A 24,931-nucleotide genomic window follows, 5' to 3' on the forward strand; every position below is an offset into this window, starting at 1 on the left:
GAACCCGGACATGCAGGAACTGATCGGCAGGACCATCAGCGAAAAGGCGATGGCGCTGGCCTCGCGCCGCGCCGATCTCGAGAAGGAAGCAGCCATGGCCTATGCCAAGGTATTTTCCGAAAAAGAGCTTACCGAAATCGCCGCTTTCTACAATTCCGATTCCGGCAAGAAGCTGCTCGACAGCGGCCCGGCCGTGACACGTGACCTGCTCAAGGCCGCCGACATCTGGCAGAACGGCGTCGCGCGCGATCTCGCCCAGCAGGTCGGCGAAACGCTAGCCGCGGCAGCAAAGGCCGCAGCACCGGCAAATGCCGCGGCTCCTGCTGATGGTACGCAGCCGGAAGCACCGAAGAACTGAGCATATTTTCCGGGCGGCGTTATCGCTGCCGAACCGGAAAGCCCGGCCTCTGTTGCGCATCCGACAGCATGCGCGGCGTTGTGGGTCCGGGCTTTTCTTTTGATGGTTTGCAGCCTACCTGTCTCAGACATTTTTGAAAGGCAAGGAGCTGCACCATGGCCGGTTACGACTACGATCTTTTCGTCATCGGCGGCGGCTCCGGCGGGGTGAGGGCGGCGCGCGTGGCGGCGGCGCTCGGCAAGCGCGTCGGCATTGCCGAGGAATACCGCTATGGCGGCACCTGCGTCATCCGCGGCTGCGTGCCGAAGAAGCTCTATATCTATGCCTCCCAATTTCCCGAACACTTTGCCGACGCCGCCGGTTATGGCTGGACCGTGCCGCAGGCGAGCTTCGACTGGCAAACACTGGTTGCCAACAAGGATCGCGAGATCAGCCGGCTGGAGGCCATCTACAAGAAAAATGTCGAAGGCGCCGGCGGCGAGACGTTTCAGTCGCGCGCCATGCTGGTCGATCCGCACGTGGTGCATCTTCTCGGCGAGGACCGCACAGTCACCGCCGACCAGATTCTCATCGCCACCGGCGGTCGCCCGGCGCCACACCCCGCTCTACCCGGCCACGAGCACTGCATCTTTTCCAACGAGGCCTTCGACCTCAAGGCGTTGCCGAAGGCGATCATGATCGAAGGCGGCGGTTATATTGCCGTCGAATTTGCCAACATCTTTCACGGCCTCGGCGTCGACACGACGCTGGTCTATCGTGGCAAGGAGATCCTCTCCCGCTTCGACATGGATCTGCGGCGCATGCTGCACGAAACGATGGAAAAGAAGGGGATAAAGATCCTCTGTCATGCGGTATCAGAATGGGTCAGGAAGCGTCCGGACGGTCGCCTCGACGCTATCGTCACCGGCGGCGAGGTGCTGACAGTCGATCAGGTCATGCTCGCCATCGGCCGCATTCCCAATACTGAAAACATGGGCCTTGAGGGCGTCGGCATCGAGATGACCAAGACCGGCGCTATCAATGTGGACCAATATTCACGCACCAGTATCGACAACATCTGGGCGATCGGCGACGTCACCAACCGTGTGCAATTGACGCCGGTGGCGATCCACGAGGCGATGTGTTTCGTCGAGACTGTGTTCAAGGGCAATCCGACCGCGCCCGACCACGACATGATCGCCACCGCGGTTTTTTCGCAGCCCGAGATCGGTACGGTCGGCCTGTCGGAAGACGAGGCCATAAAGCGTTTTTCCGACATCGAGGTCTACCGCGCCACATTCCGGCCGATGCGGCATACACTGTCCGGCCGCGACGAAAAGATGCTGATGAAGCTGGTGGTCGACGGCGCCTCGAAAAAGGTGCTCGGCGCCCATATCCTCGGGCCAGATGCCGGCGAGATGGCGCAGCTTCTCGGCATTCCGCTGAAGGCCGGGCTGACCAAGGACGATTTCGACCGCACGATGGCCGTGCACCCGACCGCGGCGGAAGAACTCGTCACCATGTACAAGCCGACCTACCGGGTGAAGCACGGCGAGCGCGTCTGACGTTTTGCCCGTATCGTCACCAACGGAGCATCCATGCACGCAGGCAATGGTGCAGCGCCACTCGACCGCAATTTTAGATCACCAATCCGATGCGACACTGGCAACGATATTCTGTTCACCGCTATTTCTGCCTCATGCGGCGAGGGAAGCGCAGCCATTTTTCCTCGACCGGCCTTGGGTGCGCGAGGATGGTGGTGAGCTCGACCGGCAGGCTCGGCGCCAGCGGCTTTTTGGTCGCGACGCCGTCCGCGATGGTAACGATGCTGTGGTAGAATTCGGCGCCTGAAAGCGATCTTGGCGGCGCGGCCTCGTGCATGATTGAGATCACCGTGACGTCTGGACAATTGTCTTTGATCGCCTGATGGAAAGCGATCTTCCCTTCGGGATCGAGCGCGCCGGTCGCTTCATCTAGGAACAGCAGCCCCGGCTGCTGCAGGACGATACGGGCGACAACCAGCTTCTGTTTCTGGCCGCCCGAAAGCACCTGATCCCAGTTCATTCCCTCGCGGCTTTCATCGGCCATGTGTTCGATGAAATCGCCAAGACCCGCTCTGTGCAGAGCCGACGCAACCTGCGCGTCGGTGTGATCATGCTCTGAGCCAGGCAGGCAGACCAGTTGCTTCAGCGAGACCTGCTGCAGCTTGACCTCCTGGGCGGCATAGAAACTTTCGACCCCTTCCGGGAAGACGATGCTACCGCGGCCATAGGGCCACAAGCCGTTGATCGCCTTGATCAGCGATGTCTTGCCGCAGCCCGATTCGCCCTTCAGGAACGTCCACTCGCCGCGTCGGAAGCGCAAGTTCGCGGCACTCAGGAAGGGCGTGGCGTCCTCGCCCTGATGGGTCAGCTCCAGCTTCTGGATGGTCAAGCCGAAAACCGGGTTTTGGCGGTCATAGCGGAAATCGGAGCTGCCGGTCAGGCTGTAGAATTCCTGCGGGTGCTGGACGTTTTCGATCGCGTTGGCGAGTTCGGTCACGCGTTGGCTGTTGGCCCGCAGCGCCGCAATGGAAGGCATGACATGGATGAACCACGAACATTGACTGATCAGCGAGTTGACCATCTCGGAGCCGGTTATGTAGCCCTTGAGATCGAAACGGTTGTGGATGTAAGGCACCAGGCCCGGCGCATAGGCGACAATGCGGGCGCCGATGAAGTTGTAGACCAGCTCGAAAGAACGGTAGCTGGTGTTGACGATGTTCAACCGCGCCCATGTGCGATCGATGTCGACATAAAGTCGGTCATGCATTGTCTTTTGCACGTTCTCGCCCTGTGAGGCGGCGACGTGGAAACTGCGGCGCAGGAACGTCGTCAACTCGCCGCGATAACTGCCTTCGGACTGCTGCATCCTGATATTGAGCCGTTCAAGCAGTCTGCCGAGCTTCACCGCGATCCAGGTGTTCAACGGCACGTATATGGCGACCGCCAGGAAAGCCAGGACCGCGCTGCCATAGCTGCCGAGGAACTCCAGCCCTTTCACCTCCACCGAGGTTTCAAGCAGTTTCTGGCCGACGAAATAGAGCGATGTGGCGACAGCCATGACCCCCATGGCGAGGCCGATGGCTCCCCCGGTCATGTCCTTGATCGATTCCTGGACGCGCTGGTCGATGTTGTCGGGAGCGGCGGCGCCGGAGGACCCATGCTGGGCATGGAAATGCGTGTGGTTGGTGTCAAGAAGCGCTTCGTTGAAACGGCTGTCCAGCCAGCCGCGCCATTTGCGATGCAGCGTCGCGGAAACAAAGGTGCGGATGCCGGTAAAGCCCGCGTCCTTGAGCACGACCAGAAGGATGAGCATGCCGGCGTTGGTGAGCAGCGATGCGAGCGGCGTGGTGTTCGCGGCATCGTGGTAAAAGGCGATCGAGTTGACCAGTTCCCCGGATGCTTCGGCGAACCAGACGCCGGCCTTGCTGGAGAGCGCGGTGAACAGCGCGATGACCAGCGTCAGCGTCCAGGCTTCCACCCAGCGGTCCGAGAACCAGTAGGCCCGCATCAGTCCCCAGAAGCTGCGCATCGAGGAAACCGGTGTCAGGAGCGGCGGCCTTGCGGCACCGCGGAGCCATTTTTCCGATATTGAATGTCGCTCTGGTCTACCGACCCGAATCACTACCCGCCCAAACCTCTTTTAGTTTTGTTACAGACAGTAACACCAATTGATCATTTTCCATTATCTTTTCTCGGCCCGCGAAGGATTGATCCGCTCGCCGTTGCCATCAAGCAACAGAATTCAGGACTGCAATGTCATGCCATGTCGTTCCCGAAGGAACTTTATCTGTGTAATTTCAATAGCTTGCTGATCCGTTCGTGCGGGTGCCGGCATCTTCCCTCAGGGAAGCTCTTTCCACAGTTTTGTGAAGGCAAGGGCGAGGCCGATCAGCCGATTTTTATGCTGCGGAAGATGGACGCGCGCGAAAAAGTGCCGTCTTCGACTGTCTTTGTTGCCATGTCGGACCTGGCGGCGGCCGGAAAAATAACCGGAATGGCGTTGGCTGAAGCGCTGCGCGGCGATGCCGCCAAGCTCGCCTACGGAAACAGCTGCAGCAAGGGGTCGCTTTCCTGCAAAGGCGTCGCCCAGGGCGACTCTTCAACCGCAGGATTGACCTGCACCAGCAGCAACGGGCACTGATTTTTCGTCGGCAACGCCAAGGTAGCGGTGCAGTAGCGCCTGTTCAGTTCGCTTTCTCCAACTCGCCCCGCGCCTTGGCCGCCGCAACCTGGCGAATGGCGTCGGCGAGCGTGTCGGCGTCCTGCGCGCCCATCACCGCATACTTGCCCTCAAGCAGGAAGCACGGCACGCCCGTGATGCCCATGCGCGAAGCGGTGGCGATTTCGGTGCGCACCGCCTCGACATCGGCGGCAGTCGGCAAAAGCGTCTCGACCACGGATGCATCCATGCCGGCCTCGCGGGCGGCGCTGATCAGAACGGCATGATCGCCGAGATTGGCGCCTTCCTCGAAATTCAACTGGAACAGACGTCGCACCAGCCGGTTCTGCATGACCTCGCCGGCGGCGCCAGCCCAGCGGATGACGCGGTGCGCGTCCAGCGTGTTGGGCGCGACCTTGATGGCGGCGAAGGCGAAGTTGATCCCCTCGGCTTCGCCCAGTGGCTCGATGCGGGCGTGGATCTCGCGGACGCGTTCGTCGCTGCCGAACTTGGCCACCATGTATTCGCGGCGATCCTTGCCTTCGGGCGGGATGGTCGGGTCGAGCTGGAACGGCCGCCAGCGTATGTGCACGTCGACATCGCTTGCCGCGGCGATCGCCTTGTCGAGCCGCTTCTGGCCGATGAAGCACCACGGACAGACGACGTCGGAGACCACATCGACGGTAATCGACTTCTCGTCGCTCATCTTGATCTCCTGTTCCGAAGAGGTCACTTCGGCTTGCGCCACCATGTCGGCAGTCGATAGCCTGATATGGGCGTCTTTTGCGGATGTTCCAGGTAGCTCCAGTAGGCGAGCCATTGCTGCGTGTTGTGCTGCATCGGAACCATGTAGTTGCCGGAGATCAACAACCTGTCGAGGACCCGGACTGCGGCAACATAATCTTCGCGGCTGCGGGCGTCGAGCATCGCCTCTAGTGCGGCATCTATCGCCGGATCGGCGACGCCGGCAAGGTTGAATGACCCTTCGGCATTGGCGGCAGCAGATCCCCAGCGCCCGAGCTGCTCGATGCCCGGCGACAGCGAGTTCTCGAAGCCGCTGGTGCCGATCAGCACCTCGAAATCGAAACGTTGCTTGCGTGACTGGATCTGGTCGCCGTCAAGGCCGCGGATGGTGACATCGATGCCGATCTTCGCCAGCGTGCGCTGGTAGATGGTGGCAAGGCGCTCCTCGTTCTGCGAGGCGGTCAGGATCTCGAAGCCGAAGGGGTTCCCCTCTGGATCGAGCATCGCTCCATCCTGCAAGCTATAGCCCGCGCCTTTCAATATATCGAAGGCGGCCTTCAGCACCTTGCGGTCCTGGCCCGAGCCGTCGGCGACGGGTGGCCGCCAGGTGCCGTCCATGACATCGGCCGGCACGCGGCCGGGGTAGGGTGCCAGAAGCGCCTTTTCCTTATCGTCGGCCGGATGGCCGAGCGCGGAAAGCTCGGAATTCTGCCAATAGCTCATGGTGCGCATGTACTTGCCGCCGAACAAGTTCTTGTTGGCCCATTCGAAGTCGTAAAGCATGCCGAGCGCGCGTCGAACGACCGGACTGGAAAACTTCGGCAGCCGTGTGTTGAACAGGAACCCCGTCACCACTGGCGGGATGCCGGTGTCGAACGTTTCGGCGATCACATCGCCCTTGTGGAAGGCCGGGAAGTCGAGATCGCGCTCGCGCTTGACCGGATCGCTGTCGTCATCGATGGCGCAGATGCCTTTCTTGAAAGCTTCCAGCTTGGCGTTGGCGTTGAGGAAATATTCGATGGTGATCTGGTCGTAATTGTCGAAACCGCGCTTGGCGGGGATGTCCTTGCCCCAATAATTTGGGTTGCGCTTGAACACGATGCGCTGGCCGGGCGCGACTTGCACCACGGTGTACGGGCCACTGCCGATCACAGGCTTCAGCGTGGTCCTGTCGAAGGTCTCCTTGTCGAAAGCGTGCCTCGGTACGATTGGCGTCATCGCGATGATCAACGGAGTCTCGCGGTTGGCCTTGTCATTGAATGTAAAGCGCACGCTGCGGTCGCCGGTTTTTTCGAGTTTGGCGACCATGCTCATACGGGCGCTGTAGGGTGGCCGGCCTTTCTCGGTAAACACGTCGTAAGTGAACAGCACGTCCTCCGCAGTCACCGGTTGGCCATCCGACCACTTGGCCTTCGGATCGAGGTGGAATTCGATGCTCTTGCGCTCTGGATCCATGTCGGCAGTGTCGGCAAGCAGGCCGTAAAGACTGAAGGCTTCATCGTCGTTGCGCTGCATCAGAGGCTCGAAGACGAGATTGCCGAAGATCTTATCCATCATTCCGCGCGCCGTCGTGCGCAGGCTTTTCAGGATGAACGGGTTGAGATTGTCGAAGCTGCCGACGACGCAATAGGTGATGTTGCCGCCCTTGGGCGCATCGGGATTGACGTAGTTGAAATGCGTATAGTCGGCCGGCAGCGCCGGCTCGCCCTGCATGGCGATCGCGTGTTTCGGCTCCGAGAGAGCTGGCTGCGGCGAAAGGGTGACAAACGAGATCGCAGCGATCAGCCAAACAAGAACGCGGCCCATGACCGTCTCCTCACTGGGTCGGCTTGATGATTCGGAGCGCACCCTAACATGAGCCGGTCGCCTGCCGGCCAATCGCGCGTTCAAGAATTGCGAGTATCGGGCTGGATTTGGTACCGCTTGCAGTGTAACACGCCGTCCGAGTCATTCTGTTGCCTCATTTTGGCAACAGGTAGCTGGACCACACGGCGCGAAGAAGCCGGTCCTGGGATCATTTGAGAGGAAGTTCACGATATGACGAGCCTGAACAGCAACGCGTACCGCCTGTCGGTCCTGGCCGCTGGCGTGGTCGGCTTTCTGGGCGCACAACTTCCTGCTGCTTTTGCGCAGCAGCAACAGCAGATTCCGCAGGGCTGGTTCAAAGCCTGCACCAAGCAGGAAGACGTCGACATCTGCAATGTCCAGAACATCACCACTGCCGGCAATGGCCAGCTCGTCACCGGCGTTAGCCTGATCGAATTGAAGGGCAAGGTGAACCGCAAGGTGTTCCAGGTGACGGTTCCGACCGGTCGCCTGGTTCCTCCCGGCATTGGCCTTCAAATCGATACCGGCAAGGCGCAGAAGCTCGATTATGTGATCTGCTTCCCCGACCGCTGCGTGGCGGAAGTGCCGCTGACCGACCAGCTCGTCGCATCCTTCAAGAAGGGTTCCAACCTGACGCTGACCTCGGTCAATTTCCAGAACCAGCCGAACCCGATCAAGATTGCGCTGACCGGCTTCAGCGGCGCCTTCGACGGGCCGCCGCTGCAGCAGTCGGACATCGAGGATCGGCAGAAGAAGCTTCAGGATTTCGTTGCCAAGAACAATCAGGACTTCGCCAAGAAGCTCAAGGAAGAGCAGGACAAGGCGAAGACCGCCAACTGATCGCCCCTCAGGGCAAAAGGCAATTTCTCAAGCAAGGAAAAAGCGGGGTCATGCCCCGCTTTTTTCGTTTCGGCCGATCCCGGTCAGGTCTGCAATCCCGTCAGATCAGTGTCTTGATTGGCGTCTCGGCTCGTAACGCCCGTCCGGCCTCTTGTCGAACATCTCGCCGATCTGCGGATGCCGTACCGGTTCGCCAGACTGATCCTCGAGCAGGTTCTGCTCGGACACATAGGCGATGTATTCCGTTTCCGAATTCTCGGCGAGCAAATGGTAGAAGGGCTGGTCCTTGCGCGGCCGCACATCCGCGGGGATCGCCTCGTACCATTCGTCGGTGTTGGCGAATTGCGGATCGACATCGAAAATGATGCCGCGAAACGGAAACAGCCGGTGGCGAACCACCTGTCCGATCGAGAATTTGGCTGTCTTCATCGTACTCACCACTAAGCCCTAAGAGCGCTGCGCGTCATTGGAATGCGCAAAAAGACACTCTAAGACCTTGAATCTACGCATTACGCCACAAAAAATCGAGCCCAACTTTAGGGCTGTTACCTGGCCAATTTGGCGCAGACGCGGCGTCAATTCAATGCCGCACCGCTTGACGCGCCGTCAAGCCACGGGCTAGCCCCACCCGAGGTTTCGTGCCAGCACAAAAATGTCAGACGTCATCGGTCTTGTTCTTCCATTCTTCGGGTTGATTTTCATAGGTTTCCTGGTGGCGCGCATCACCAGGCAACCGCTGGAAGCGCTTGGCTGGATGAACACCTTCATCGTCTATGTCGCGCTACCGGCCCTGTTCTTCCAACTGCTTGCCAAGACGCCGTTCGAGCGGCTGACCGAATGGAGCTTCATCTCCGGCTCGGTCTTCTCGACCTACACGATCTTTTCGCTGATGTTCGCATGGTCGGTGTTGACATCGCGAGGCGAGATCGCGCAATCGACCATCAAGGCGCTCGCCGCCGCCTATGGCAATATCGGCTATATGGGGCCGGGGCTTGCGTTGCTGGCCTTCGGCGAGGAGGCGGCTGTGCCGGTCGCCCTGATCTTCTGTTTCGAGAACATCGTGCATTTCGCCGTCGCGCCGATGATGATGGCGCTGGCCGGCGACGACAAGACGTCGCCGTTGCGGCTCATCGTGGGTGTTTTGCGAAAGATCGTGCTGCATCCGTTCATTATCGCGACCGCCTTGGGCGTGGGCGCCGCCTATATCGGGTTTCGCCCGCCCGTGCCGGCAGAGCGCCTTCTCGAATACCTGTCCCGGGCCGCCGCACCTTGCGCGCTGTTCGCCATGGGCGTCACCCTGGCGCTCAGGCCACTCAATCGCGTCCCGCACGAACTGGCGTGGATCGCTGCGCTGAAGCTTATCCTGCACCCGTTGCTCTGCTATGTCGTGCTGAGCTGGATCGGCAATTTTTCCGAGACCTGGCTGTTTTCGGCCGTGCTGCTGGCGGCATTGCCCACCGCAACCAATGTCTTCGTCATCGCCCAGCAATATGGCGTCTGGGTGCAGCGTGCCTCAGCCAGCGTGCTGATCACCACTTGCCTCTCGGTCGTGACGGTGACCGGGTTGCTCTACATGATCCGCCATGGCGTGCTACCGCCGGACTTGTTTCCTTAAGCCGCCGGCGAGCGCCGCAAAACCACTGCCGGGCAGCAAGCCCTCGCGCATGAAAAAGGCGCGTAGCGGCGCGAAACCGCCGAGCACGCCGAGGCCGGCACTGCGCGCCATCTGGGCCGGTAGCATGTCGGAGAGCAGCGACTTGTTGAGCAGGTTGACCGCGCTGCTGCGTGCCAGAATGTCGGGCCGGCGCCTGAAATCATAAGCTGCGAGTGCCTTGACGGCGCCTGGATCGGTCCTGTTTTCGCAAGCAATTCCAATCAGATCGTCGATGTCCCTGATACCAAGGTTGAGACCCTGCGCGCCAATCGGCGGAAACACATGGGCGGCTTCGCCGACAAGTGCCACCCGGTTACGCGCGAAGCACCGGGGCGTCACGCCCGAAAGCGGGTAGATCTGCCGGCCGGCCTCGACAGACACCCGGCCCAGCATCGATTGCATCCGCAATTCAACCCGCGTCGAAAGCGTCGCGTCGTCCAGTGCGGCGAGTTCCTTTGCCATTTCCGGTTCTACCACCCAGACAAGGCTAGACCGGTTGCCGGGCAGGGGAACCTGGGTGAACGGGCCGGTTTCGGTGTGGAATTCGGTCGAGGTGAAAGCGTGATCGCTGCGGTGGCTGAAATTGAGAACCAGTGCCGCCTGCGGATAGGAACGGGTGGATGTCGAGATGCCGGCAGCCTCACGGGCCGGAGACTGACGCCCGTCGGCAGCGACCGCCAGCGGTGCCGCGATCTCACTGCCGTCAGACAGGACCGCATGGGCATGATCGGCGTCGAGCCGCCAGGCATCCACCATCGATTTTCGCCATTCGATGCCGGAATGTGCGGCAACAGCCCCCGCAAGCGCGGGGTTCAGCGCGCTGTTGGGTAAATTCAGCCCGAACTGCTCCTCGCCGATTTCGCTGGCGCGAAAAGTGACCACCGGGCTGCGGATCAGCCGGCTGGTTGCATCGACGATGCGCATCACCTTCAGCGCTGCGGCCTGGGATCTCACCTCGTCGAGGACGCCCAATCGTTCAAGCATCTTCAGGGCCGGGTTCATCAACGCCGTCGTGCGGCCGTCTTGGCCATTTGCCTCAGGTCCGACAAGCGTCACCGGAAAGCCGGCGTCTGCGAAGCCAAGCGCCGCGATCAGCCCTGCCGGGCCGCTGCCGGCAACCAGTATCCGTGCTGTCTCCCGATGATCCAAATTCGGCTTCCCGGTTGCGAGGCGAGGTGGTCGGTCCGACCTCACGAGCATATAGGTCAGATCATGCGGCTTGATCAACGCGGCGATTCGGCCCATTCGATTGCCATGACCGGCCAAGACCATGATTTCAGCCATCTCGACCGCGTCGGCCGTGCCACGGCGAGCGTCTCGCGCAATCCTCGACTGGCGGTGACCATCGTTTTGGGCGCAGGCGTTCTCCTGGCCTGGCTGCTTCTTGGCGCCATGGCGATACGTGGCGCCGAAAGCCGGATTCCCGGCATCGATGCACCCGGCGACACGATGCTCAGATATCTGCCGGAGCTGCCGCTGCCGGATTTTCTCGAGCGCTTCTTCACCCTTTGTCTTGCACCTGCGCCGCTCGACGGAGGCGTCGCCGCGCAGGCCGGAGCGCTCGTCATCATGTGGTTCCTGATGGCGGTCGCCACCATGCTGCCCTCGGCGGCGCCGATGATCCGCACCTATTGCGAGATCGCCGATACTGCGCGGATCAAGGGCGAACCGGTCGTCCATCCGCTGGTCCTGGTCGCCGGTTACCTCAGCGTGTGGTTGGCTGCGTCGGCAGTGTTTGCGGCGCTGACGCTCGCCGTGCACACCTTCGCCTCATCTGTGCAGATGCTCGATCCAGTGGTCGGAGCGGCCGGAGCAGTCGCGCTTTCGATTGCCGGCCTTTACCAGTTCAGCGGCCTGAAGGAAGCCTGCCTGACAAAGTGCAAAAACCCGTTCTCGATCCTGTTTTCCAACTGGAGCGCTAAGCCCGGCCGCATTTTCCGGCTCGGCATGGAGCAGGGCGTCTGGTGCCTCGGCTGCTGCTGGGCGCTGATGCTGGTGATGTTCGCTGTCGGTGTGATGAACGTGTTCTGGATGGCGTTGATCGCCCTGTTCACCTTGATCGAAAAACAGACGGCGGGCAGGCTGCCAACCCGGGTCGCCGGTGCGATACTGCTTGTCTGGGCAACCGCCCTGCTAGTAGTCTCGGCATAAGGGGAGAGAATTCGATGGCAGATCAAAGCTGGGCAATGAAAGGAGAGCTGGTGCTCTCCTGCAATTGCACGGTTTTTTGCCCTTGCGTGCTGTCTCTCGGCAATCATCCGCCGACCGAGGGCTACTGCCAGACCTGGGCAGGGTTCCGCATCGATGCTGGCCATTTCGGCGAAGTCGACCTGTCCGGCCTCAACCTTGGGCTGGTCATGGAAATCCCAGGCTATATGAGCCGTGGCAACTGGACCGCCGGACTGTTCATCGACAAACGCGCCTCAGTCTACGCGGTAAAGGCATTGACGAAAATTTTCACCGGCAAGGCCGGCGGAACCACCTCACTGCTCTCCATCCTGGTCGGAAAGTTCCTCGGCGTCGAGCAAGCGCCGATCACTTATGAGACGCGCGACAGGACGCGGATCTTCCAGATACCGAAAATCATCGATGGGGCGGTGACGCCGATTGCCGGCAAGGACCGCGGCACGGATACGGTGATCAGCAATTCGGAGTACTGGATCGCACCGGAAATCACCGTGGCCAGATCCGACAAGAGCAAGATGCGGGCCTTTGGGCGCAACTGGAATTTTGCCGGCCGCTCGGCCGAAATCTGCAAGCTGGACTGGCGGGGCCCGTGAGCAAAAAAACAACGGCCAGGAAAATTACGGACAGGATTCCGAGGCCAAAGAAGAAAGTCACGTGGCCGCAGGCGCGCGCGTTTTCGGTCCACCTGCTGACCGCGTCGGGATCGTTCCTGGCGTTCCTGTCGCTGGTGGCCGCGAGCGAGCAGCGCTGGACGGCAATGTTCTGGTGGCTCGGGCTGGCGCTGTTCGTCGACGGTATCGACGGGCCGATCGCCAGGAAGCTCGAGGTCAAGGAAATCCTGCCGACGTGGTCGGGCGAACTCCTCGACAACATTATCGACTATGTGACCTACGTGCTGATACCGGCCTTCGCGCTTTACCAGCGCGGCTTCATGGGCGAGGGCCTGTCGTTCCTATCGGCGGCGATCATCGTGGTATCGAGCGCGATCTACTATGCCGACACCGGCATGAAGACGAAGGAAAATTTCTTCAAGGGGTTTCCGGTGGTCTGGAACATGGTGGTGTTCACGCTGTTCGTCATCGATCCGGGACAATGGGTTTCCTTCGCCGTGGTAGTGGTGGCCGGCATTCTGACCTTCATGCCGATCTATTTCATCCACCCGGTGCGGGTGGTGCGGCTGCGCCCGATCAACCTTGGCATGACGTTGCTATGGTGCGCTTTCGGAGCGCTGGCCCTGGCGCAGGCAGCTCTCGCCGCCTTCTACGACCAGATCGGGGTCCTGGGCGAGCAGGTGAGTGTCTTCACCAAGATCGGCATCACGGTCACCGGGCTTTACCTCGCTTGCATCGGCGGTATCATGCAGCTCTTTCCAGATCTCGGCGCCAAGCCGGATGACAAGAAAGCCTGACCCCAAAGCTTGATCCCCCAAGAGAGCCAGAAAATGTCCAAAGCGATCCGTATCCACGCCAATGGCGGTCCGGAGGTTCTGACCTATGAGGACGCCGATCCGGGCCAACCCGGCTCGGGACAAATTCTGGTCAGACACACGGCGATCGGCCTCAATTTCATCGATGTCTATCATCGCTCCGGCCTCTATCCGCCACCAGGCGGTTTCCCGCTGATACCCGGCAGCGAGGCGGCCGGCGTGGTGCTGGAAGTGGGTGCGGATATCGACTGGCTGAAGCCCGGCGATCGCATCGCCTATGCCGTGACGACTGGCGCCTATGCAGGGCAGCGCGTGATCGCCGCCGACCGCGTCGTGAAGGTGCCGGACGGCATCAGCGACGAACAGGCGGCCGCCATGATGCTGAAAGGGATGACCGCGGAATATCTGTTGCGCCGTACCTTCAAGGTGAAGGCGGGCGATACGATCCTGTTTCACGCGGCGGCCGGCGGTGTCGGGCTGATCCTCGGCCAATGGGCCAAGCATCTTGGCGCAACCGTGATCGGCACCGCCAGCTCCACCGAAAAGATCGAGCTCGCCAAGACGCATGGCTTCGACCATGTCATCAACTACCGCGAGCAGGACTTCGTCGCCGGCGTCCTCGCCATAACCGGCGGCAAGAAGTGCGACGTCGTCTATGATTCGGTCGGCAACGACACCTTTCCGGCCTCGCTCGACTGCCTGAAGCCGCTCGGCATGTTCGCCAGTTTCGGTCAATCGTCTGGGCCGATCCCGCCGTTCAGCATATCGTTGCTGGCGCAGAAAGGTTCGCTGTTCGCAACCCGTCCGACGCTGTTCGTCTACAACGCCAAGCGCGAAGACCTGGAGGCGTCCGCCGCCGCGCTGTTCGAAATCGTCCTCAGCGGCGCGGTCAAGATCAAGATCAACCAGCGCTACGCGCTCAAGGATGCCGGCAGGGCACATGCCGACCTTGAAGGGCGCAGGACAACCGGAACAACCATTCTTATCCCCTGAGCCTTTCCACCACTTGAGCCTTGCTATCTCTCAGAGCGACGTGCGTCCGCCTGGACGCCCAAAAGCACGCTCCAACGTTTTTCCAACGTTTTGAAACTACGCATCGTGCCTTCCGAAAATCGATTTTGATTTTCGGGCGGATGCGTTAGGTTTCCGCTGAAATTCTTGAAGCTCTTTCAAGACGGGTGCCGCTTTGCGATGACAGCAGGCCGCGCATACCATGCCTGCGGGAACACAGAACATGTCTGGCAAACCAGATGGGAGGCACTGTGAGTGCAAATCAGGACGGCGCAAACCTGCTTGAGGTTCGTGGCCTCACCAAGACGTTCGGCACGCTGACAGCGTGCGACCATATCGATCTCAATGTCGCAAAAGGCGAAATCCACGCGTTGCTCGGCGAGAACGGCGCCGGCAAGTCGACGCTCGTCAAAATGCTGTTCGGAACACTGGAGCCCAATTCGGGCGAGATTTTCTGGAACGGTCAGGCGGTCACGATCACCAATCCCGGCTTTGCGAAGAAGCTCGGCATCGGCATGGTGTTCCAGCATTTTTCGCTGTTCGAGGCACTGACGGCGGCCGAGAACATCGCGCTGTCATTGGACGACGGTTCGCCGATCAGCACGATTGCCGCGAAGGCCAGGGCGCTTTCCTACAGCTATGGCCTGCCGCTCGACCCGCAATCGCTGGTCGGCGACCTGTCTGTCGGTGAGCGCCAGCGTATCGAGATCATCCGCTGCCTTCTGCAGACGCCGCAGCTCATCATCCTCGACGAGCCGACTTCGGTGCTGACGCCGCAGGAAGCCGACAAGCTGTTCGAAACGCTCGAACGGCTGCGCTCGGAAGGAAAGTCCATCCTCTACATTTCGCATCGCCTTGAAGAGGTCAAACGCATCTGCGACCGCGCCACGGTGCTGCGCCACGGCAAGGTGGTTGGCCATTGCAACCCGCGCAAGGAAACCGCGTCATCGCTGGCGCGCATGATGGTCGGCAACGATGTGCCGACCGTGGTGCGCGCGCCGGCCGAGGGTATCGAGACCGCGCAGCCGCTGCTTGAAATCCGCGCACTCAGCCGCAAGCCGGCAACGCCGTTCTCGATCCCGCTCAGGAACATCAACCTGACGGTACGCGCCGGAGAAGTGATCGGCATTGCAGGCGTCGCCGGCAACGGCCAGGGCGAGTTCTTCGAATCCGTTTCCGGCGAGGTGCCGCAGCAGGATGCCGCTTCGGTGCGCATCCGCGGCAAGGATGCCGGCGGCCTCAGCATCACCGGCAGGCGGCTGATGGGCGCTGCCTTCGTGCCGGAAGAGCGGCTCGGCCACGGTGCAGCGCCGCGCATGAAGCTCTCGGAAAACCTGCTTCTGTCGCGCCATGCCACCGATGGAAAGGTGTTTGTCGGCGCCGGCGGAATGGTCAAAAGCGACGCGATCTATGCCGCTGCCCAGCGCATCATCAAGGCGATGGATGTGCGCAAGAGCGCCCCGGACCCGGAGGCGGCAGCGCTTTCAGGCGGCAATCTGCAGAAATTCATCGTCGGCCGCGAACTCGACCGCAGGCCAAGCGTGATGGTCGTCAATCAGCCGACATGGGGCGTCGACGCCGGTGCTGCCGCCCACATTCGCCAGACGCTGATCGAACTGGCGCGCTGCGGCTCGGCAGTGCTGGTCATCAGCCAGGACCTCGACGAATTGTTCGAAATATCCGACGCGATCGCGGTGATGCATAATGGCGAACTGTCGAAGCCTTTGCCGATCGCTGAGGCCACGTTCGAAAAGATCGGACTGCTGATGGGCGGAGCCGAGCCCGGCCACGCCGAACACGCTCTGGAGACGTCATGATGCGCCTCGAACTCGTCAAACGCCCGCAGCGCTCGATGCTGTTCTCGGCGCTGTCGCCGTTCATTGCCTTTGCACTGACGATCGTTGCCGGCGCCATCCTGTTCGCGCTGCTTGGCGTCAATCCTTTGAAGGCTTTCCAAATTTACTTCATTGAGCCGGTCAGTCAGGTCTGGCAGCTGCATGAGCTGGCGATCAAGGCGGCACCGCTCATCCTGATCGGGGTCGGCCTGTCGGTTTGCTACAGGGCCAACATCTGGAACATCGGAGCGGAAGGCCAATTCATCCTGGGCGGCATCGTCGGATCGAGCATTCCGGTGCTGTTTCCGCAGTTTGAAGGCCCGCTGGTGCTGCCGCTGATGCTGCTGTTCGGCATGATCGGCGGCGCCGCCTACGCCGCCATTCCGGCTCTGCTCAAAGCGCGCTTCAACACCAACGAGATCCTGACCAGCCTGATGCTGGTCTATGTCGCGCAGCTGTTCCTCGACTGGCTGGTGCGTGGCCCTTGGCGCGACCCGAAGGGTTTCAACTTCCCGCAGACGATACAGTTCAACGACTCCGCCATCTTGCCGGAACTGATGCCGGCCTCCGGCCGCGCCAATTGGGGTTTCGTCTTCGCGCTGGTCGCGGCGGTGCTGGTCTGGATCCTGATGAGCCGCATGCTGAAAGGCTTCGAGGTCCGCGTGCTCGGCTCAAGCCCCAGGGCAGGGCGCTTCGCCGGCTTCGGCATCAACCGGATGGTGTTCTTCGCCTTCATGCTGTCGGGTGCGCTGGCTGGACTTGCCGGCATCTCGGAAGTCTCCGGCGCCATCGGCCAGCTGCAGCCGGTCATTTCGCCCGGCTACGGCTTCACCGCCATCATCGTGGCGTTCCTCGGCCGGCTCAATCCGCTAGGCATCGTCGCGGCGGGCCTGGTGCTGGCGCTGACCTACCTCGGCGGCGAGGCGGTGCAAAGCGCGCTCGGCATCTCCGATAAGGTGGCGCGCGTGTTCCAAGGTATGCTGCTGTTCTTCGTGCTCGGCTGCGACACGCTCATTCATTACCGCATTCGTCTGATCGGCTTTGCCGCGCCGAAGCTTGAATCCGCGCCGAAGCTGGAGGAGGCCCGCTGATGGACATCACCGTCAACATTCTTTTGACCATCGCCACCGCGGCGACGCCGTTGCTGATCGCGGCGATCGGCGAGCTGGTGGTCGAACGTTCCGGCGTGCTCAATCTTGGTGTCGAAGGCATGATGATCATGGGGGCGGTCGGTGGTTTCAGCGCCGGCTATCTCACCGGATCGCCGTGGATCGGGTTGTTGGCGGCGATCGCCATGGGTGCGGTGTTTTCGCTGCTGTTTGCCATCATGACGCTGTCGCTGGCCACCAATCAGGTGGCGACCGGCCTGTCGCTGACATTACTCGGCCTCGGCCTTTCCGGCATGATGGGCACCAGCTTTGTCGGCCAGCCCGGCGCGAGGCTGCCAAACCTCGACATTCCCGGCCTGACAGCGATCCCCGTCATCGGCAGGTTGTTGTTCGGCCAGGACCCGATCTTCTACATCTCGATCGCATTGACCGCCGGCGTCATGTGGTTCCTGTTCAAGACCCGCACCGGGCTCACTCTGCGCTCGATCGGCGACAGCCACACATCGGCCCATGCGCTCGGCATCCAGGTCATCCGCTACCGCTATCTCTCGGTGATCTTCGGCGGCGCCTGTGCAGGCCTTGCCGGGGGCCACCTGTCGCTGGTCTATACGCCGCAATGGGTGGAGAACATGACCGCCGGACGCGGCTGGATCGCGCTGGCGCTGGTAGTGTTCGCATCATGGCGGCCATGGCGGGTGCTGGCTGGCGCCTATATCTTCGGCGCGGTATGGATCGGCCAGCTTCATGCACAGGCTTTTGGCATTCCGGTGCCCTCGCAACTGCTTTCTTCGTTGCCCTATCTGGCAACCATCGTGGTTCTCGTTCTAATCTCGCGCAACAAGCGTTTGACGATGATGAACACACCGGCTTCCTTGGGGCAGCCATTCGTTCCGGATCGTTGACAACAAAAGACAACCGGGAAGCTCCAAGGCTTAACTCAGAGAGGTAACACGATGAAAAAACTGCTCATTGCGCTGATGGCCGCGGCGGCAGCATTGTCGCTGGCGGCGACCGCCGAAGCACAGGAAAAGCTGAAAGCCTGTTGGGTCTACACCGGCCCGATCGGCGATTTCGGCTATTCGTACCAGCATGACCAGGGCCGCCTGGACGTAGAGAAGGCACTCGGCGACAAGGTCGAGACGGCATACCTGGAGAACGTCTCCGAGGGTCCCGATGCCGATCGTGCTTTCGAGCGTCTGGCGCGCGAAGGATGCAAGATCATCTTCGGCACTTCCTTCGGCTTCATGGACCCCGAAGTGAAGGTCGCCAAGAAATTCCCCGACGTTAAGTTCGAGCACGCGACCGGCTACAAGACGTCGGACAATCTCGGCATCTACAATGCGCGCTTCTATGAAGGCCGCTACATTCTCGGCCAGATCGCCGCCAAGCAATCGAAGTCGGGTGTCGCCGGCTACATCGTTTCGTTCCCGATCCCCGAAGTGGTGATGGGCATCAATTCCTTCATGCTCGGCGCCCAGTCGGTCAACCCAGACTTCAAGGCGAAGATCGTCTGGGTCAATTCATGGTTCGATCCCGGCAAGGAAGCCGACGCCGCCAAGGCTCTGTTCGACCAGGGTGCCGACATCATCGTCCAGCACACCGACTCGACCGCCGCCTTGCAAGTCGCCGAAGAGCGCGGCCTGCAGGGGTTCGGTCAGTCTTCGGACATGATCAAGTTCGCTCCCAAGGCCCAGTTGACCTCGCTCACCGACGATTGGGGGCCGTATTATATCAGCCGGGTGAAGGCCGTGCTCGACGGCACGTGGAAGCCGGGCAATGTCTGGCTGGGTATCAAGGACGGCGCCGTCAAAATGGCCCCTTACACCAACATGCCCGATGACGTGAAGGCGATGGCGCAAGCCACCGAAAAGAAGATCGCCGACGGATGGAACCCCTTTACGGGACCGATTGCCAAGCAGGACGGCACGCCGTGGCTGAAGGACGGCGAAGTCGCCGACGACGCTACGCTGCTCGGCATGAACTTCTACGTCAAGGGCGTCGATGACAAGCTGCCGAAGTAAGCGCAAACTTGGCTCGGCCGGCTTTCGCTAGAACCGGGGAGGGCGCCTTCGGGCGTCCTCTTTTTCATGCGCAGAGCTTCGAAGATTAACCTGCCCGGCCGCGAGTCCCACTCACGAACGCTCAGCGGGCGACTATGGTGTGGACGCCCATGGGCAGTTTGATGCGATCCGATGTGGGAGCGAGCGCCGGGCGTCCCTCCGTCGTGATCTGCCATATCTCGAAGGGGCGCTTCCTCATTGCGGTAACGGTTCACGCCAACGAAGAGCTTTTGTCCCGTGCGATCAAAAGCGAGTCCTTGCGGCAGCACGCCTGCGAGCGGCCATTCGCCGTGCGGTGACAGCCGTCCTGTTTCAGTGTCCAGCTGATAGAGGCTGAGCGACGCGTGTTCCGTCCAGTCGCGCGAGCCGTCTGGCTTGCCGGTGCCGCGAAGATTGGACGTGACTAGAAAACGGCCGTCGGGGCTGAAGGCGATCGTCTCGGCGCCCCAGCCACCAAGCGCGATGTGAGGCACGAAGTGCCTTGCCGCGTTGCCCGTCGCGCCGACATCGGCAAGCCGGACTGTGGTGAGAATGCCCTCCTGAACGCCATAGAAGCCAGTTGTGTCGATTCCCCATTGAACATCGGAGGTGATGTAGTAGCGGCCGTCCGGCGAAAAGCGGCCGACAAAGGGGAACTTGTTCGTCTGGACGCGATTGCCCCAGGGACGAACAGCAGAAACCGCGCCGTCCTTTCCGCGCAGCACCTCATAGAAGGCAACCTGACCACGGTCGACGAGATTGACCCCGATATACCGGCCGCTTGGGTGCCACTGCACCCAGCTCGCCTTCAACGGAATGAAACCCGTTGACGGCTCAAGACCGAGACCGAAGCTGGATACGGGGCCGAACCGACCCTCCCTGACCGGTACGAAAGTGAGTTCGTGTTCGGCGCCGACAGTAATCGCGGCGATAAGATCGCCTGCAGGATTGAGATGGATCGCCTGCGGCTGGATTCCGATCCTCACACTGTCGACCGCCGACGAGTGGCCGCCATCGAGCCGAAGCGATCTGATCGTGTCGCCTTGCTGCAACTCGTCGAGGCGGGTCGCCCGTTCGGGCCGTTGACGGAAAGTTTCGGCGACGAAAACAAACCGGCCATCCAGGGAGACGTCTAGTGCTCCGGGCGGCCCATAGGTCGAATTCGAAACCTCCATCATCGCGACAGAGCGAGACCGCTCGGTCGGCGAGGTGATGATGGACAACGTATCCAGATAGTGAGGGTCTGGGGGCCCGAGCTCGCCCGTCTCGTAGACGGTCGGCACCATATCGAGATCCGACAGCACGAAGACGGTCCCGTGACCTTCGGCCGGCTGAGTGCTTGAGAGGCTCGGCATCAGGAATAGAACGATAGCAGCGAGAGAACAGCGTCGCATCCATGTCTCCATATCTATTGGAAGCGCCTATTTTCCGGGTTCGCTTTCAGTCGTCCAATCGATATTTGACATCTCAATATTCCCTTCAGTAATAAAGTGTCGGAGGCCCAGTGTGAATCTAGCTGCCGTCGATCTGAACCTGCTTGTCGCCTTCGACGCCCTGCTCAGTGAAGGGAGCGTCAGCGCGGCGGCAGCCCGCATCGGGCTCAGCCAGCCTGCGATGAGCAAGCGCCTCGCCCATCTGCGTCGACTTTTCGCCGATGATCTCTTCGTCCGCCATGCCGATGGCGTGCGACCGACTGAAAAGGCGCTCGACCTTGCCGATCCGATCCGGGCCGCGCTACGCCAGATCCAGGATGCGCTGGGAGGATTCGGCCAGTTCTCGCCGGAACGATCAGGTCGTATCTTCAGGATCGCGACCACCGATCACACCGCGGCGACTTTGATGCCCAGACTGATGCCGGTGCTTCGTTCAGCGGCGCCTAGAGTTTCGATCGTCCTGCGCAGCTCACACCGACAGGAGATCGTTGACTATCTCGAGAAGGGCTCGATAGACCTTGCGATCACTATCCTGCCCGATGCGCCGACGACGATCAAACGTGCATTACTCTTCCACGTGAACTGGATATCGATCGTCTCGGCCGAGCATCCTGAGATCCGCGACGCGATGACGCTCGAACTCTTTCTGAAGTATCCGCACTTGCTGGTCACTCATGTCGGCGATCTGAAAGGCTACATCGATCGTCTGCTGGACGACCGCGGCCTGAAGCGGACCGTTGCAATGAGCCTGCCTTATGCGCTCGCCGTGCCGGCGATCATCGCCGAGACGGACATGATCTGCACCGTGTCGGCAAACGTGATCCGGCTTACGAATTGGCCGCGCGTTCGCTCTTTTCCGCTGCCCTTCGACTACTTCGGCTATCAGGAAACTCTGCTTTGGCATCGGAGGAACGACAGCGATCCCGGTCACGCCTGGCTCAGGCGGATGCTTATCCGCGTAAGCGAAACAGTCACGTCCTAGCGCGCTTTGCGTTTTGGTCGAACCAAAACCGCGCTCTAACTCTCTATTTTAACGCATTTGTCGGACGCCAAACGAAGACGTTTGGTTGCAAAAATGCTCTAGCAGAAGGGGTCTTCACCCCGCCGGCCATCAGACGGCCGAGCCGTAGAGATCGTAGGCGTCGGCGCGGTCGATCTTGACGGTGACGATGTCGCCGGCGCGTAACGGGCGCCGCGACTGGATATGCACCGAGCCGTCGATTTCGGGCGCGTCGTATTTGGTGCGGCCCTTGGCCGAGGTGCCATGCGCCTCGTCAATCAGGACAGGCAGGCGCTTGCCGACCTTCCTGGCGAGCTGCGTCGCCGAGATCTTCTGCTGGCGCTGCATGAAGCGGTGCCAACGCGCTTCCTTGATCTCCTGCGGTACCTGTTCGAGGCCGAGGTCGTTGGAGCGGGCGCCCCGGACCGGCTCGTATTTGAAACAGCCGGCGCGGTCGATCTTGGCTTCGTCCAGCCAGTCGAGCAGCATCTCGAAATCGTCGTCCGTCTCGCCGGGGAAGCCGACGATGAAGGTGGAGCGGATCGCCAGATCCGGACAGATTTCGCGCCAGCCGCGAATGCGGTCGAGGCTCTTTTCGCCATGGGCGGGCCGGCGCATGTTCTTCAGCACCTGCGGCGAGGCGTGCTGGAACGGGATATCCAAATAGGGAAGGATCTTTCCTTCGGCCATCAGCGGGATGACATCGGCGACATGCGGGTAGGGGTAGACATAGTGCATGCGCACCCAGATGCCGAGCTTGCCGAGTTCCTCCGACAGATCGAGGAACTTTGCCCGCACTTCGCGATCGCCGAACATGCTGGTCTGGTATTTGATGTCGATGCCGTAGGCGCTGGTGTCCTGCGAAATGACCAGGATTTCCTTGACGCCGGCCTTGGCCAGTTTTTCGGCTTCGCGCAACACATCGGCCGCCGGCCGCGAGACGAGATCGCCGCGCAGCGCCGGTATGATGCAGAAGGTGCAGCGGTTGTTGCAGCCTTCCGAAATCTTGAGATAGGCATAGTGGCGCGGCGTGAGCTTGACGCCTTGCGGCGGCAAAAGGTCGATGTAGGGATCGTGGCTCGGGGGCGCGGCCTCATGCACGGCAGCCATCACGCTCTCGTAGGCCTGCGGACCGGTGATGGCGAGAACGTTGGGATGTTTTTCGCGGATGACGTCCGGTTCGGCGCCGAGACAGCCGGTGACGATGACCCTGCCGTTCTCCGAAAGGGCGGAGCCGATGGCGTTGAGCGATTCGTCGCGAGCCGAATCGAGAAAGCCGCAGGTGTTGACGACGACCAGATCGGCGCCGTCATGCTTGCGCGCGATCTCATAGCCTTCAGCGCGCAGGCGCGTGATGATGCGCTCCGAATCCACGAGGGCTTTCGGGCATCCAAGGCTGACGAAACTGACACGAGGGGCAGACATAAAGGTTTTCCGGCTTTTCGGGATTGGCGGCGCAGTACCACACTTATTGCGGCATTGGTATGGGCCCGCGGCAACCGCGACGAAACGCACGATGAATGTATCGGTGCCGACGACGGAAACGGCGGGACAGGCGGCGTCAGCTCACCGCGTTGTTAACATGTGGCCAGACTTCCAGCGCGCCTCGATAGACCATGTCGAGCGCGACATAGAGGATGATCAGCAGGCCGATATAGGCTATCCAGCGGTGGCGGTGCAGCAGCTTGGCGATAAAGGTCGCAGCCAGACCCATCAGCGCGATCGAGAGAACGAGACCGATGATCAGCACGGAGAAATGATCGCGCGCCGCACCAGCGACCGCCAGCACATTGTCGAGCGACATCGAGACGTCGGCAACGACGATCTGCAGTGCGGCCTGGCCCAGCGTCTTGCGCGGCGACTTGCCAGCCACGGCATTGTCCTTGTCGAGATCGGCATTCGATAGCGCCTCGGTCGCTTCCAGCTCGTCGGCATGGGACGTGCGCAGTTCGCGCCACATCTTCCAGCAAACCCACAAAAGCAGGATGCCACCGGCCAGCAGCAGACCGACGATCAAGAGCAGTTGAACTGTTACTGCTGCAAAACATATGCGCAGCACGGTCGCTGCCAGCACGCCGATGAGAATGGCTTTCTTGCGCTGTTCGGCCGGCAGGCCGGCCGCGGCAAGGCCGATGACGATGGCGTTGTCGCCTGCAAGTACGAGGTCGATGGCGATAACCTGGAGCAGGGCGGAGAAGCCTGCGGCGGTAAAAATTTCCATCAACCGGAAGTTCCTTGCTTGTTCGCCGATCGTCGGCGTCGGGTATTCGGACGCCTAACGTGTATGGTTCCCGCGCGTCAAGAGACCGCTTGAGGACAAGGCCGGCAAACCGCCTGATCGCGGTGGAAATCGCCAGCAGCCGGTGAAAGCTGCCAAGATCGAGATACGCTGGCCCATGGCGCCGGAAAACCGGAATCGGTCTCTGGAAAGAATCGTACGCCGATTCAAAGGGTTGGAGCGTCCTTTGCGCGTCCAATTGGACGCGCGACGCTCTAGCGGAGCTCTAATTGTAGAGATTGTATTCCGACCAATCGGTTTCCGGAATCTCCTCGCCGATCCGATAGCGAAAATCCAGAACCTGCATATGATCCGGCGCCGTCTGGCATTTGAATTTCAGCCGGTACCATTGTCCCTTGCTGCGAAAGGCTGCTCCAGGGCTTGTGATTGCGTCGGTTTCCATTTCGGGAGTCGCAAAAGCATAGGCGACCACGCGATCGGCTTTGTATTTGTGGTCATCATGGGTGATCCGGTCGAGCACTTCAGCATCGCATCGCTGTTCGAGCCGGGTTTGCGGGTCGAGTTTCAATAAGCCGGCGCGCAGTGCGCTATCCATCGCGCTAGCCGGCCACGCCAGCATCACCGACGCCAGAACCGTAAGACGGAGCTTCTTCATGGGCGAGAGGAGCATCATATTTGGGCGGAGAAATCAACTGCGTGCCGTACCGAGCCACGGTTACGAATGATGAAGACGCCATAAACGGGGTTTGACACGGGGCGGGCGCGCGCGATCTCGAAGCCGCGCCCGCCTCCGGTGACGAACGCCAAGCGGTCCTCTGCAGGCATAGGAACGATAAGCCGGTCCCAGGTGGTAAATGGGCGGGCCAAGCCCGACGACCGAGCACTTTGTCTTCGCTGCAGCACTCTGCCTTCAATGAACTTTTTCCATTCGGCGGATGGCTGCGCAAGTGTCTTAAACGCGGCCGTGCAGCGCGCTCGAAAAGATCCCTTAGCCACGACAGCCGCCGGACCTTCGCCGCCGACTTTCCCGACACTGTTGGCGATTGT

General features: G+C 61.0%; 23 protein-coding genes. 14 read left to right on the forward strand and 9 right to left on the reverse strand.

Translation table 11 applies throughout. The features are described 5' to 3' along the window. Together E5W87_RS12105 and gor are read left to right on the forward strand one after the other, a co-directional pair. A partial coding sequence (locus E5W87_RS12105; RefSeq protein ID WP_292397384.1) for a DUF2059 domain-containing protein occupies window positions 1-358 on the forward strand: 358 nt, incomplete at its 5' end. Window positions 359-513: 155 nt separating this feature from the next. Next, window positions 514-1,902: a glutathione-disulfide reductase gene (gor, locus tag E5W87_RS12110; protein WP_292397387.1), complete on the forward strand. Its 1,389-nt coding sequence runs from the start codon at window positions 514-516 to the stop codon at window positions 1,900-1,902. A 121-nt stretch (window positions 1,903-2,023) separates the two neighbouring features. Here gor and E5W87_RS12115 read toward each other — a convergent pair whose 3' ends face one another. Then, window positions 2,024-3,910: an ABC transporter ATP-binding protein/permease gene (locus tag E5W87_RS12115; RefSeq protein WP_292397390.1), complete on the reverse strand. Its 1,887-nt coding sequence runs from the start codon at window positions 3,908-3,910 to the stop codon at window positions 2,024-2,026. A 63-nt stretch (window positions 3,911-3,973) separates the two neighbouring features. On the opposite strand from E5W87_RS12115, the gene E5W87_RS12120 reads away from it, so the two are divergent. Beyond that, a complete protein-coding gene (locus E5W87_RS12120; RefSeq protein WP_292397393.1) occupies window positions 3,974-4,522 on the forward strand; it encodes a hypothetical protein in 549 nt (182 codons plus the stop codon). Window positions 4,523-4,565: 43 nt separating this feature from the next. On the opposite strand, the gene E5W87_RS12125 is transcribed toward E5W87_RS12120, so the two are convergent. After that, window positions 4,566-5,246: a DsbA family oxidoreductase gene (locus E5W87_RS12125; protein WP_292397396.1), complete on the reverse strand. Its 681-nt coding sequence runs from the start codon at window positions 5,244-5,246 to the stop codon at window positions 4,566-4,568. A 23-nt stretch (window positions 5,247-5,269) separates the two neighbouring features. Further along, window positions 5,270-7,090: an extracellular solute-binding protein gene (locus tag E5W87_RS12130; protein ID WP_292397399.1), complete on the reverse strand. Its 1,821-nt coding sequence runs from the start codon at window positions 7,088-7,090 to the stop codon at window positions 5,270-5,272. Window positions 7,091-7,321: 231 nt separating this feature from the next. Here E5W87_RS12130 and E5W87_RS12135 point away from each other — a divergent pair, with 231 nt between their 5' ends. Then, window positions 7,322-7,951 (forward strand): invasion associated locus B family protein, encoded by a 630-nt coding sequence (locus E5W87_RS12135; RefSeq protein ID WP_095486806.1) that lies wholly within the window; start codon window positions 7,322-7,324, stop codon window positions 7,949-7,951. 105 nt (window positions 7,952-8,056) lie between these two features. Here the strand turns inward: E5W87_RS12135 and hspQ are convergent, their stop codons facing one another. Continuing rightward, window positions 8,057-8,380: a heat shock protein HspQ gene (hspQ, locus tag E5W87_RS12140; RefSeq protein WP_292397401.1), complete on the reverse strand. Its 324-nt coding sequence runs from the start codon at window positions 8,378-8,380 to the stop codon at window positions 8,057-8,059. Between the two features lie 223 nt (window positions 8,381-8,603). On the opposite strand from hspQ, the gene E5W87_RS12145 reads away from it, so the two are divergent. Next, window positions 8,604-9,566: an AEC family transporter gene (locus tag E5W87_RS12145; RefSeq protein WP_292397403.1), complete on the forward strand. Its 963-nt coding sequence runs from the start codon at window positions 8,604-8,606 to the stop codon at window positions 9,564-9,566. On the opposite strand, the gene E5W87_RS12150 is transcribed toward E5W87_RS12145, so the two are convergent. Then, window positions 9,543-10,754, reverse strand: coding sequence for a UbiH/UbiF family hydroxylase (locus tag E5W87_RS12150; RefSeq protein ID WP_292397406.1), 1,212 nt, complete (start codon window positions 10,752-10,754; stop codon window positions 9,543-9,545). The genes E5W87_RS12145 and E5W87_RS12150 overlap by 24 nt on opposite strands. A 63-nt stretch (window positions 10,755-10,817) precedes the next feature. On the opposite strand from E5W87_RS12150, the gene E5W87_RS12155 reads away from it, so the two are divergent. From E5W87_RS12155 to E5W87_RS12190, 8 genes are all read left to right on the forward strand, one after another. Beyond that, on the forward strand, window positions 10,818-11,756 hold the full coding sequence (locus E5W87_RS12155; RefSeq protein ID WP_292397409.1) for a DUF2182 domain-containing protein: 939 nt from the start codon (window positions 10,818-10,820) through the stop codon (window positions 11,754-11,756). 14 nt (window positions 11,757-11,770) lie between these two features. Then, window positions 11,771-12,385 (forward strand): DUF1326 domain-containing protein, encoded by a 615-nt coding sequence (locus E5W87_RS12160; protein WP_292397411.1) that lies wholly within the window; start codon window positions 11,771-11,773, stop codon window positions 12,383-12,385. Further along, a complete protein-coding gene (gene pcsA, locus E5W87_RS12165) occupies window positions 12,382-13,200 on the forward strand; it encodes a phosphatidylcholine synthase (RefSeq protein ID WP_292397414.1) in 819 nt (272 codons plus the stop codon). The genes E5W87_RS12160 and pcsA overlap by 4 nt, the downstream gene beginning before the upstream one ends. Window positions 13,201-13,233: 33 nt before the next feature. Then, window positions 13,234-14,211 (forward strand): quinone oxidoreductase, encoded by a 978-nt coding sequence (locus tag E5W87_RS12170; RefSeq protein WP_292397417.1) that lies wholly within the window; start codon window positions 13,234-13,236, stop codon window positions 14,209-14,211. Window positions 14,212-14,468: 257 nt separating this feature from the next. Beyond that, on the forward strand, window positions 14,469-16,046 hold the full coding sequence (locus E5W87_RS12175) for an ABC transporter ATP-binding protein (protein ID WP_292397420.1): 1,578 nt from the start codon (window positions 14,469-14,471) through the stop codon (window positions 16,044-16,046). Next, the gene (locus E5W87_RS12180) at window positions 16,043-17,155 is read left to right on the forward strand and encodes an ABC transporter permease (RefSeq protein WP_292397422.1); all 1,113 of its coding nucleotides are present in this window, start codon (window positions 16,043-16,045) and stop codon (window positions 17,153-17,155) included. Before E5W87_RS12175 ends, E5W87_RS12180 begins: the two co-directional genes overlap by 4 nt. Continuing rightward, entirely contained in the window at window positions 17,155-18,075 is a 921-nt protein-coding gene (locus E5W87_RS12185; protein WP_292397423.1) for an ABC transporter permease, read from the forward strand. Before E5W87_RS12180 ends, E5W87_RS12185 begins: the two co-directional genes overlap by 1 nt. Before the next feature lie 51 nt (window positions 18,076-18,126). Beyond that, a complete protein-coding gene (locus tag E5W87_RS12190) occupies window positions 18,127-19,194 on the forward strand; it encodes a BMP family ABC transporter substrate-binding protein (protein ID WP_292397425.1) in 1,068 nt (355 codons plus the stop codon). Here E5W87_RS12190 and E5W87_RS12195 read toward each other — a convergent pair. Next, the gene (locus E5W87_RS12195; RefSeq protein WP_292397428.1) at window positions 19,158-20,516 is read right to left on the reverse strand and encodes a beta-propeller fold lactonase family protein; all 1,359 of its coding nucleotides are present in this window, start codon (window positions 20,514-20,516) and stop codon (window positions 19,158-19,160) included. The two genes, E5W87_RS12190 and E5W87_RS12195, sit on opposite strands and share 37 nt — an antisense overlap. Before the next feature lie 202 nt (window positions 20,517-20,718). On the opposite strand from E5W87_RS12195, the gene E5W87_RS12200 reads away from it, so the two are divergent. Further along, window positions 20,719-21,627: a LysR family transcriptional regulator gene (locus tag E5W87_RS12200; protein ID WP_292397431.1), complete on the forward strand. Its 909-nt coding sequence runs from the start codon at window positions 20,719-20,721 to the stop codon at window positions 21,625-21,627. A 129-nt stretch (window positions 21,628-21,756) separates the two neighbouring features. Here E5W87_RS12200 and rimO read toward each other — a convergent pair whose 3' ends face one another. The 3 genes from rimO to E5W87_RS12215 all read right to left on the reverse strand — a co-directional run bounded on the left by rimO (window position 21,757) and on the right by E5W87_RS12215 (window position 24,557). Continuing rightward, window positions 21,757-23,070, reverse strand: a complete 1,314-nt coding sequence (rimO, locus tag E5W87_RS12205; protein ID WP_292397433.1) for a 30S ribosomal protein S12 methylthiotransferase RimO — start codon at window positions 23,068-23,070, stop codon at window positions 21,757-21,759. A 136-nt stretch (window positions 23,071-23,206) separates the two neighbouring features. After that, entirely contained in the window at window positions 23,207-23,866 is a 660-nt protein-coding gene (locus tag E5W87_RS12210) for a TerC family protein (RefSeq protein WP_292397435.1), read from the reverse strand. A gap of 283 nt (window positions 23,867-24,149) precedes the next feature. Then, on the reverse strand, window positions 24,150-24,557 hold the full coding sequence (locus E5W87_RS12215) for a DUF930 domain-containing protein (protein WP_292397437.1): 408 nt from the start codon (window positions 24,555-24,557) through the stop codon (window positions 24,150-24,152). Window positions 24,558-24,931 lie beyond the last annotated feature (374 nt).

It is taken from the genome of Mesorhizobium sp. (assembly GCF_004962925.1).
Classification (GTDB): domain Bacteria; phylum Pseudomonadota; class Alphaproteobacteria; order Rhizobiales; family Rhizobiaceae; genus Mesorhizobium.

What these genes read in the sequence shown, in the direction of transcription:
- E5W87_RS12170 (WP_292397417.1), top strand. Translation starts at nt 13,234, where the DNA reads ATGTCCAAAGCGATCCGTATCCACGCCAATGGCGGTCCGGAGGTTCTG.
- rimO (WP_292397433.1), bottom strand. Translation starts at nt 23,070, where the DNA reads ATGTCTGCCCCTCGTGTCAGTTTCGTCAGCCTTGGATGCCCGAAAGCC.
- gor (WP_292397387.1), top strand. Translation starts at nt 514, where the DNA reads ATGGCCGGTTACGACTACGATCTTTTCGTCATCGGCGGCGGCTCCGGC.
- E5W87_RS12145 (WP_292397403.1), top strand. Translation starts at nt 8,604, where the DNA reads ATGTCAGACGTCATCGGTCTTGTTCTTCCATTCTTCGGGTTGATTTTC.
- hspQ (WP_292397401.1), bottom strand. Translation starts at nt 8,380, where the DNA reads ATGAAGACAGCCAAATTCTCGATCGGACAGGTGGTTCGCCACCGGCTG.
- E5W87_RS12215 (WP_292397437.1), bottom strand. Translation starts at nt 24,557, where the DNA reads ATGATGCTCCTCTCGCCCATGAAGAAGCTCCGTCTTACGGTTCTGGCG.
- E5W87_RS12155 (WP_292397409.1), top strand. Translation starts at nt 10,818, where the DNA reads ATGCGGCTTGATCAACGCGGCGATTCGGCCCATTCGATTGCCATGACC.
- E5W87_RS12125 (WP_292397396.1), bottom strand. Translation starts at nt 5,246, where the DNA reads ATGAGCGACGAGAAGTCGATTACCGTCGATGTGGTCTCCGACGTCGTC.
- E5W87_RS12185 (WP_292397423.1), top strand. Translation starts at nt 17,155, where the DNA reads ATGGACATCACCGTCAACATTCTTTTGACCATCGCCACCGCGGCGACG.
- E5W87_RS12115 (WP_292397390.1), bottom strand. Translation starts at nt 3,910, where the DNA reads ATGCGCAGCTTCTGGGGACTGATGCGGGCCTACTGGTTCTCGGACCGC.
- E5W87_RS12210 (WP_292397435.1), bottom strand. Translation starts at nt 23,866, where the DNA reads ATGGAAATTTTTACCGCCGCAGGCTTCTCCGCCCTGCTCCAGGTTATC.
- E5W87_RS12175 (WP_292397420.1), top strand. Translation starts at nt 14,469, where the DNA reads ATGGGAGGCACTGTGAGTGCAAATCAGGACGGCGCAAACCTGCTTGAG.
- E5W87_RS12160 (WP_292397411.1), top strand. Translation starts at nt 11,771, where the DNA reads ATGGCAGATCAAAGCTGGGCAATGAAAGGAGAGCTGGTGCTCTCCTGC.
- E5W87_RS12190 (WP_292397425.1), top strand. Translation starts at nt 18,127, where the DNA reads ATGAAAAAACTGCTCATTGCGCTGATGGCCGCGGCGGCAGCATTGTCG.
- E5W87_RS12120 (WP_292397393.1), top strand. Translation starts at nt 3,974, where the DNA reads ATGTCGCTCTGGTCTACCGACCCGAATCACTACCCGCCCAAACCTCTT.
- E5W87_RS12180 (WP_292397422.1), top strand. Translation starts at nt 16,043, where the DNA reads ATGATGCGCCTCGAACTCGTCAAACGCCCGCAGCGCTCGATGCTGTTC.
- E5W87_RS12130 (WP_292397399.1), bottom strand. Translation starts at nt 7,090, where the DNA reads ATGGGCCGCGTTCTTGTTTGGCTGATCGCTGCGATCTCGTTTGTCACC.
- E5W87_RS12135 (WP_095486806.1), top strand. Translation starts at nt 7,322, where the DNA reads ATGACGAGCCTGAACAGCAACGCGTACCGCCTGTCGGTCCTGGCCGCT.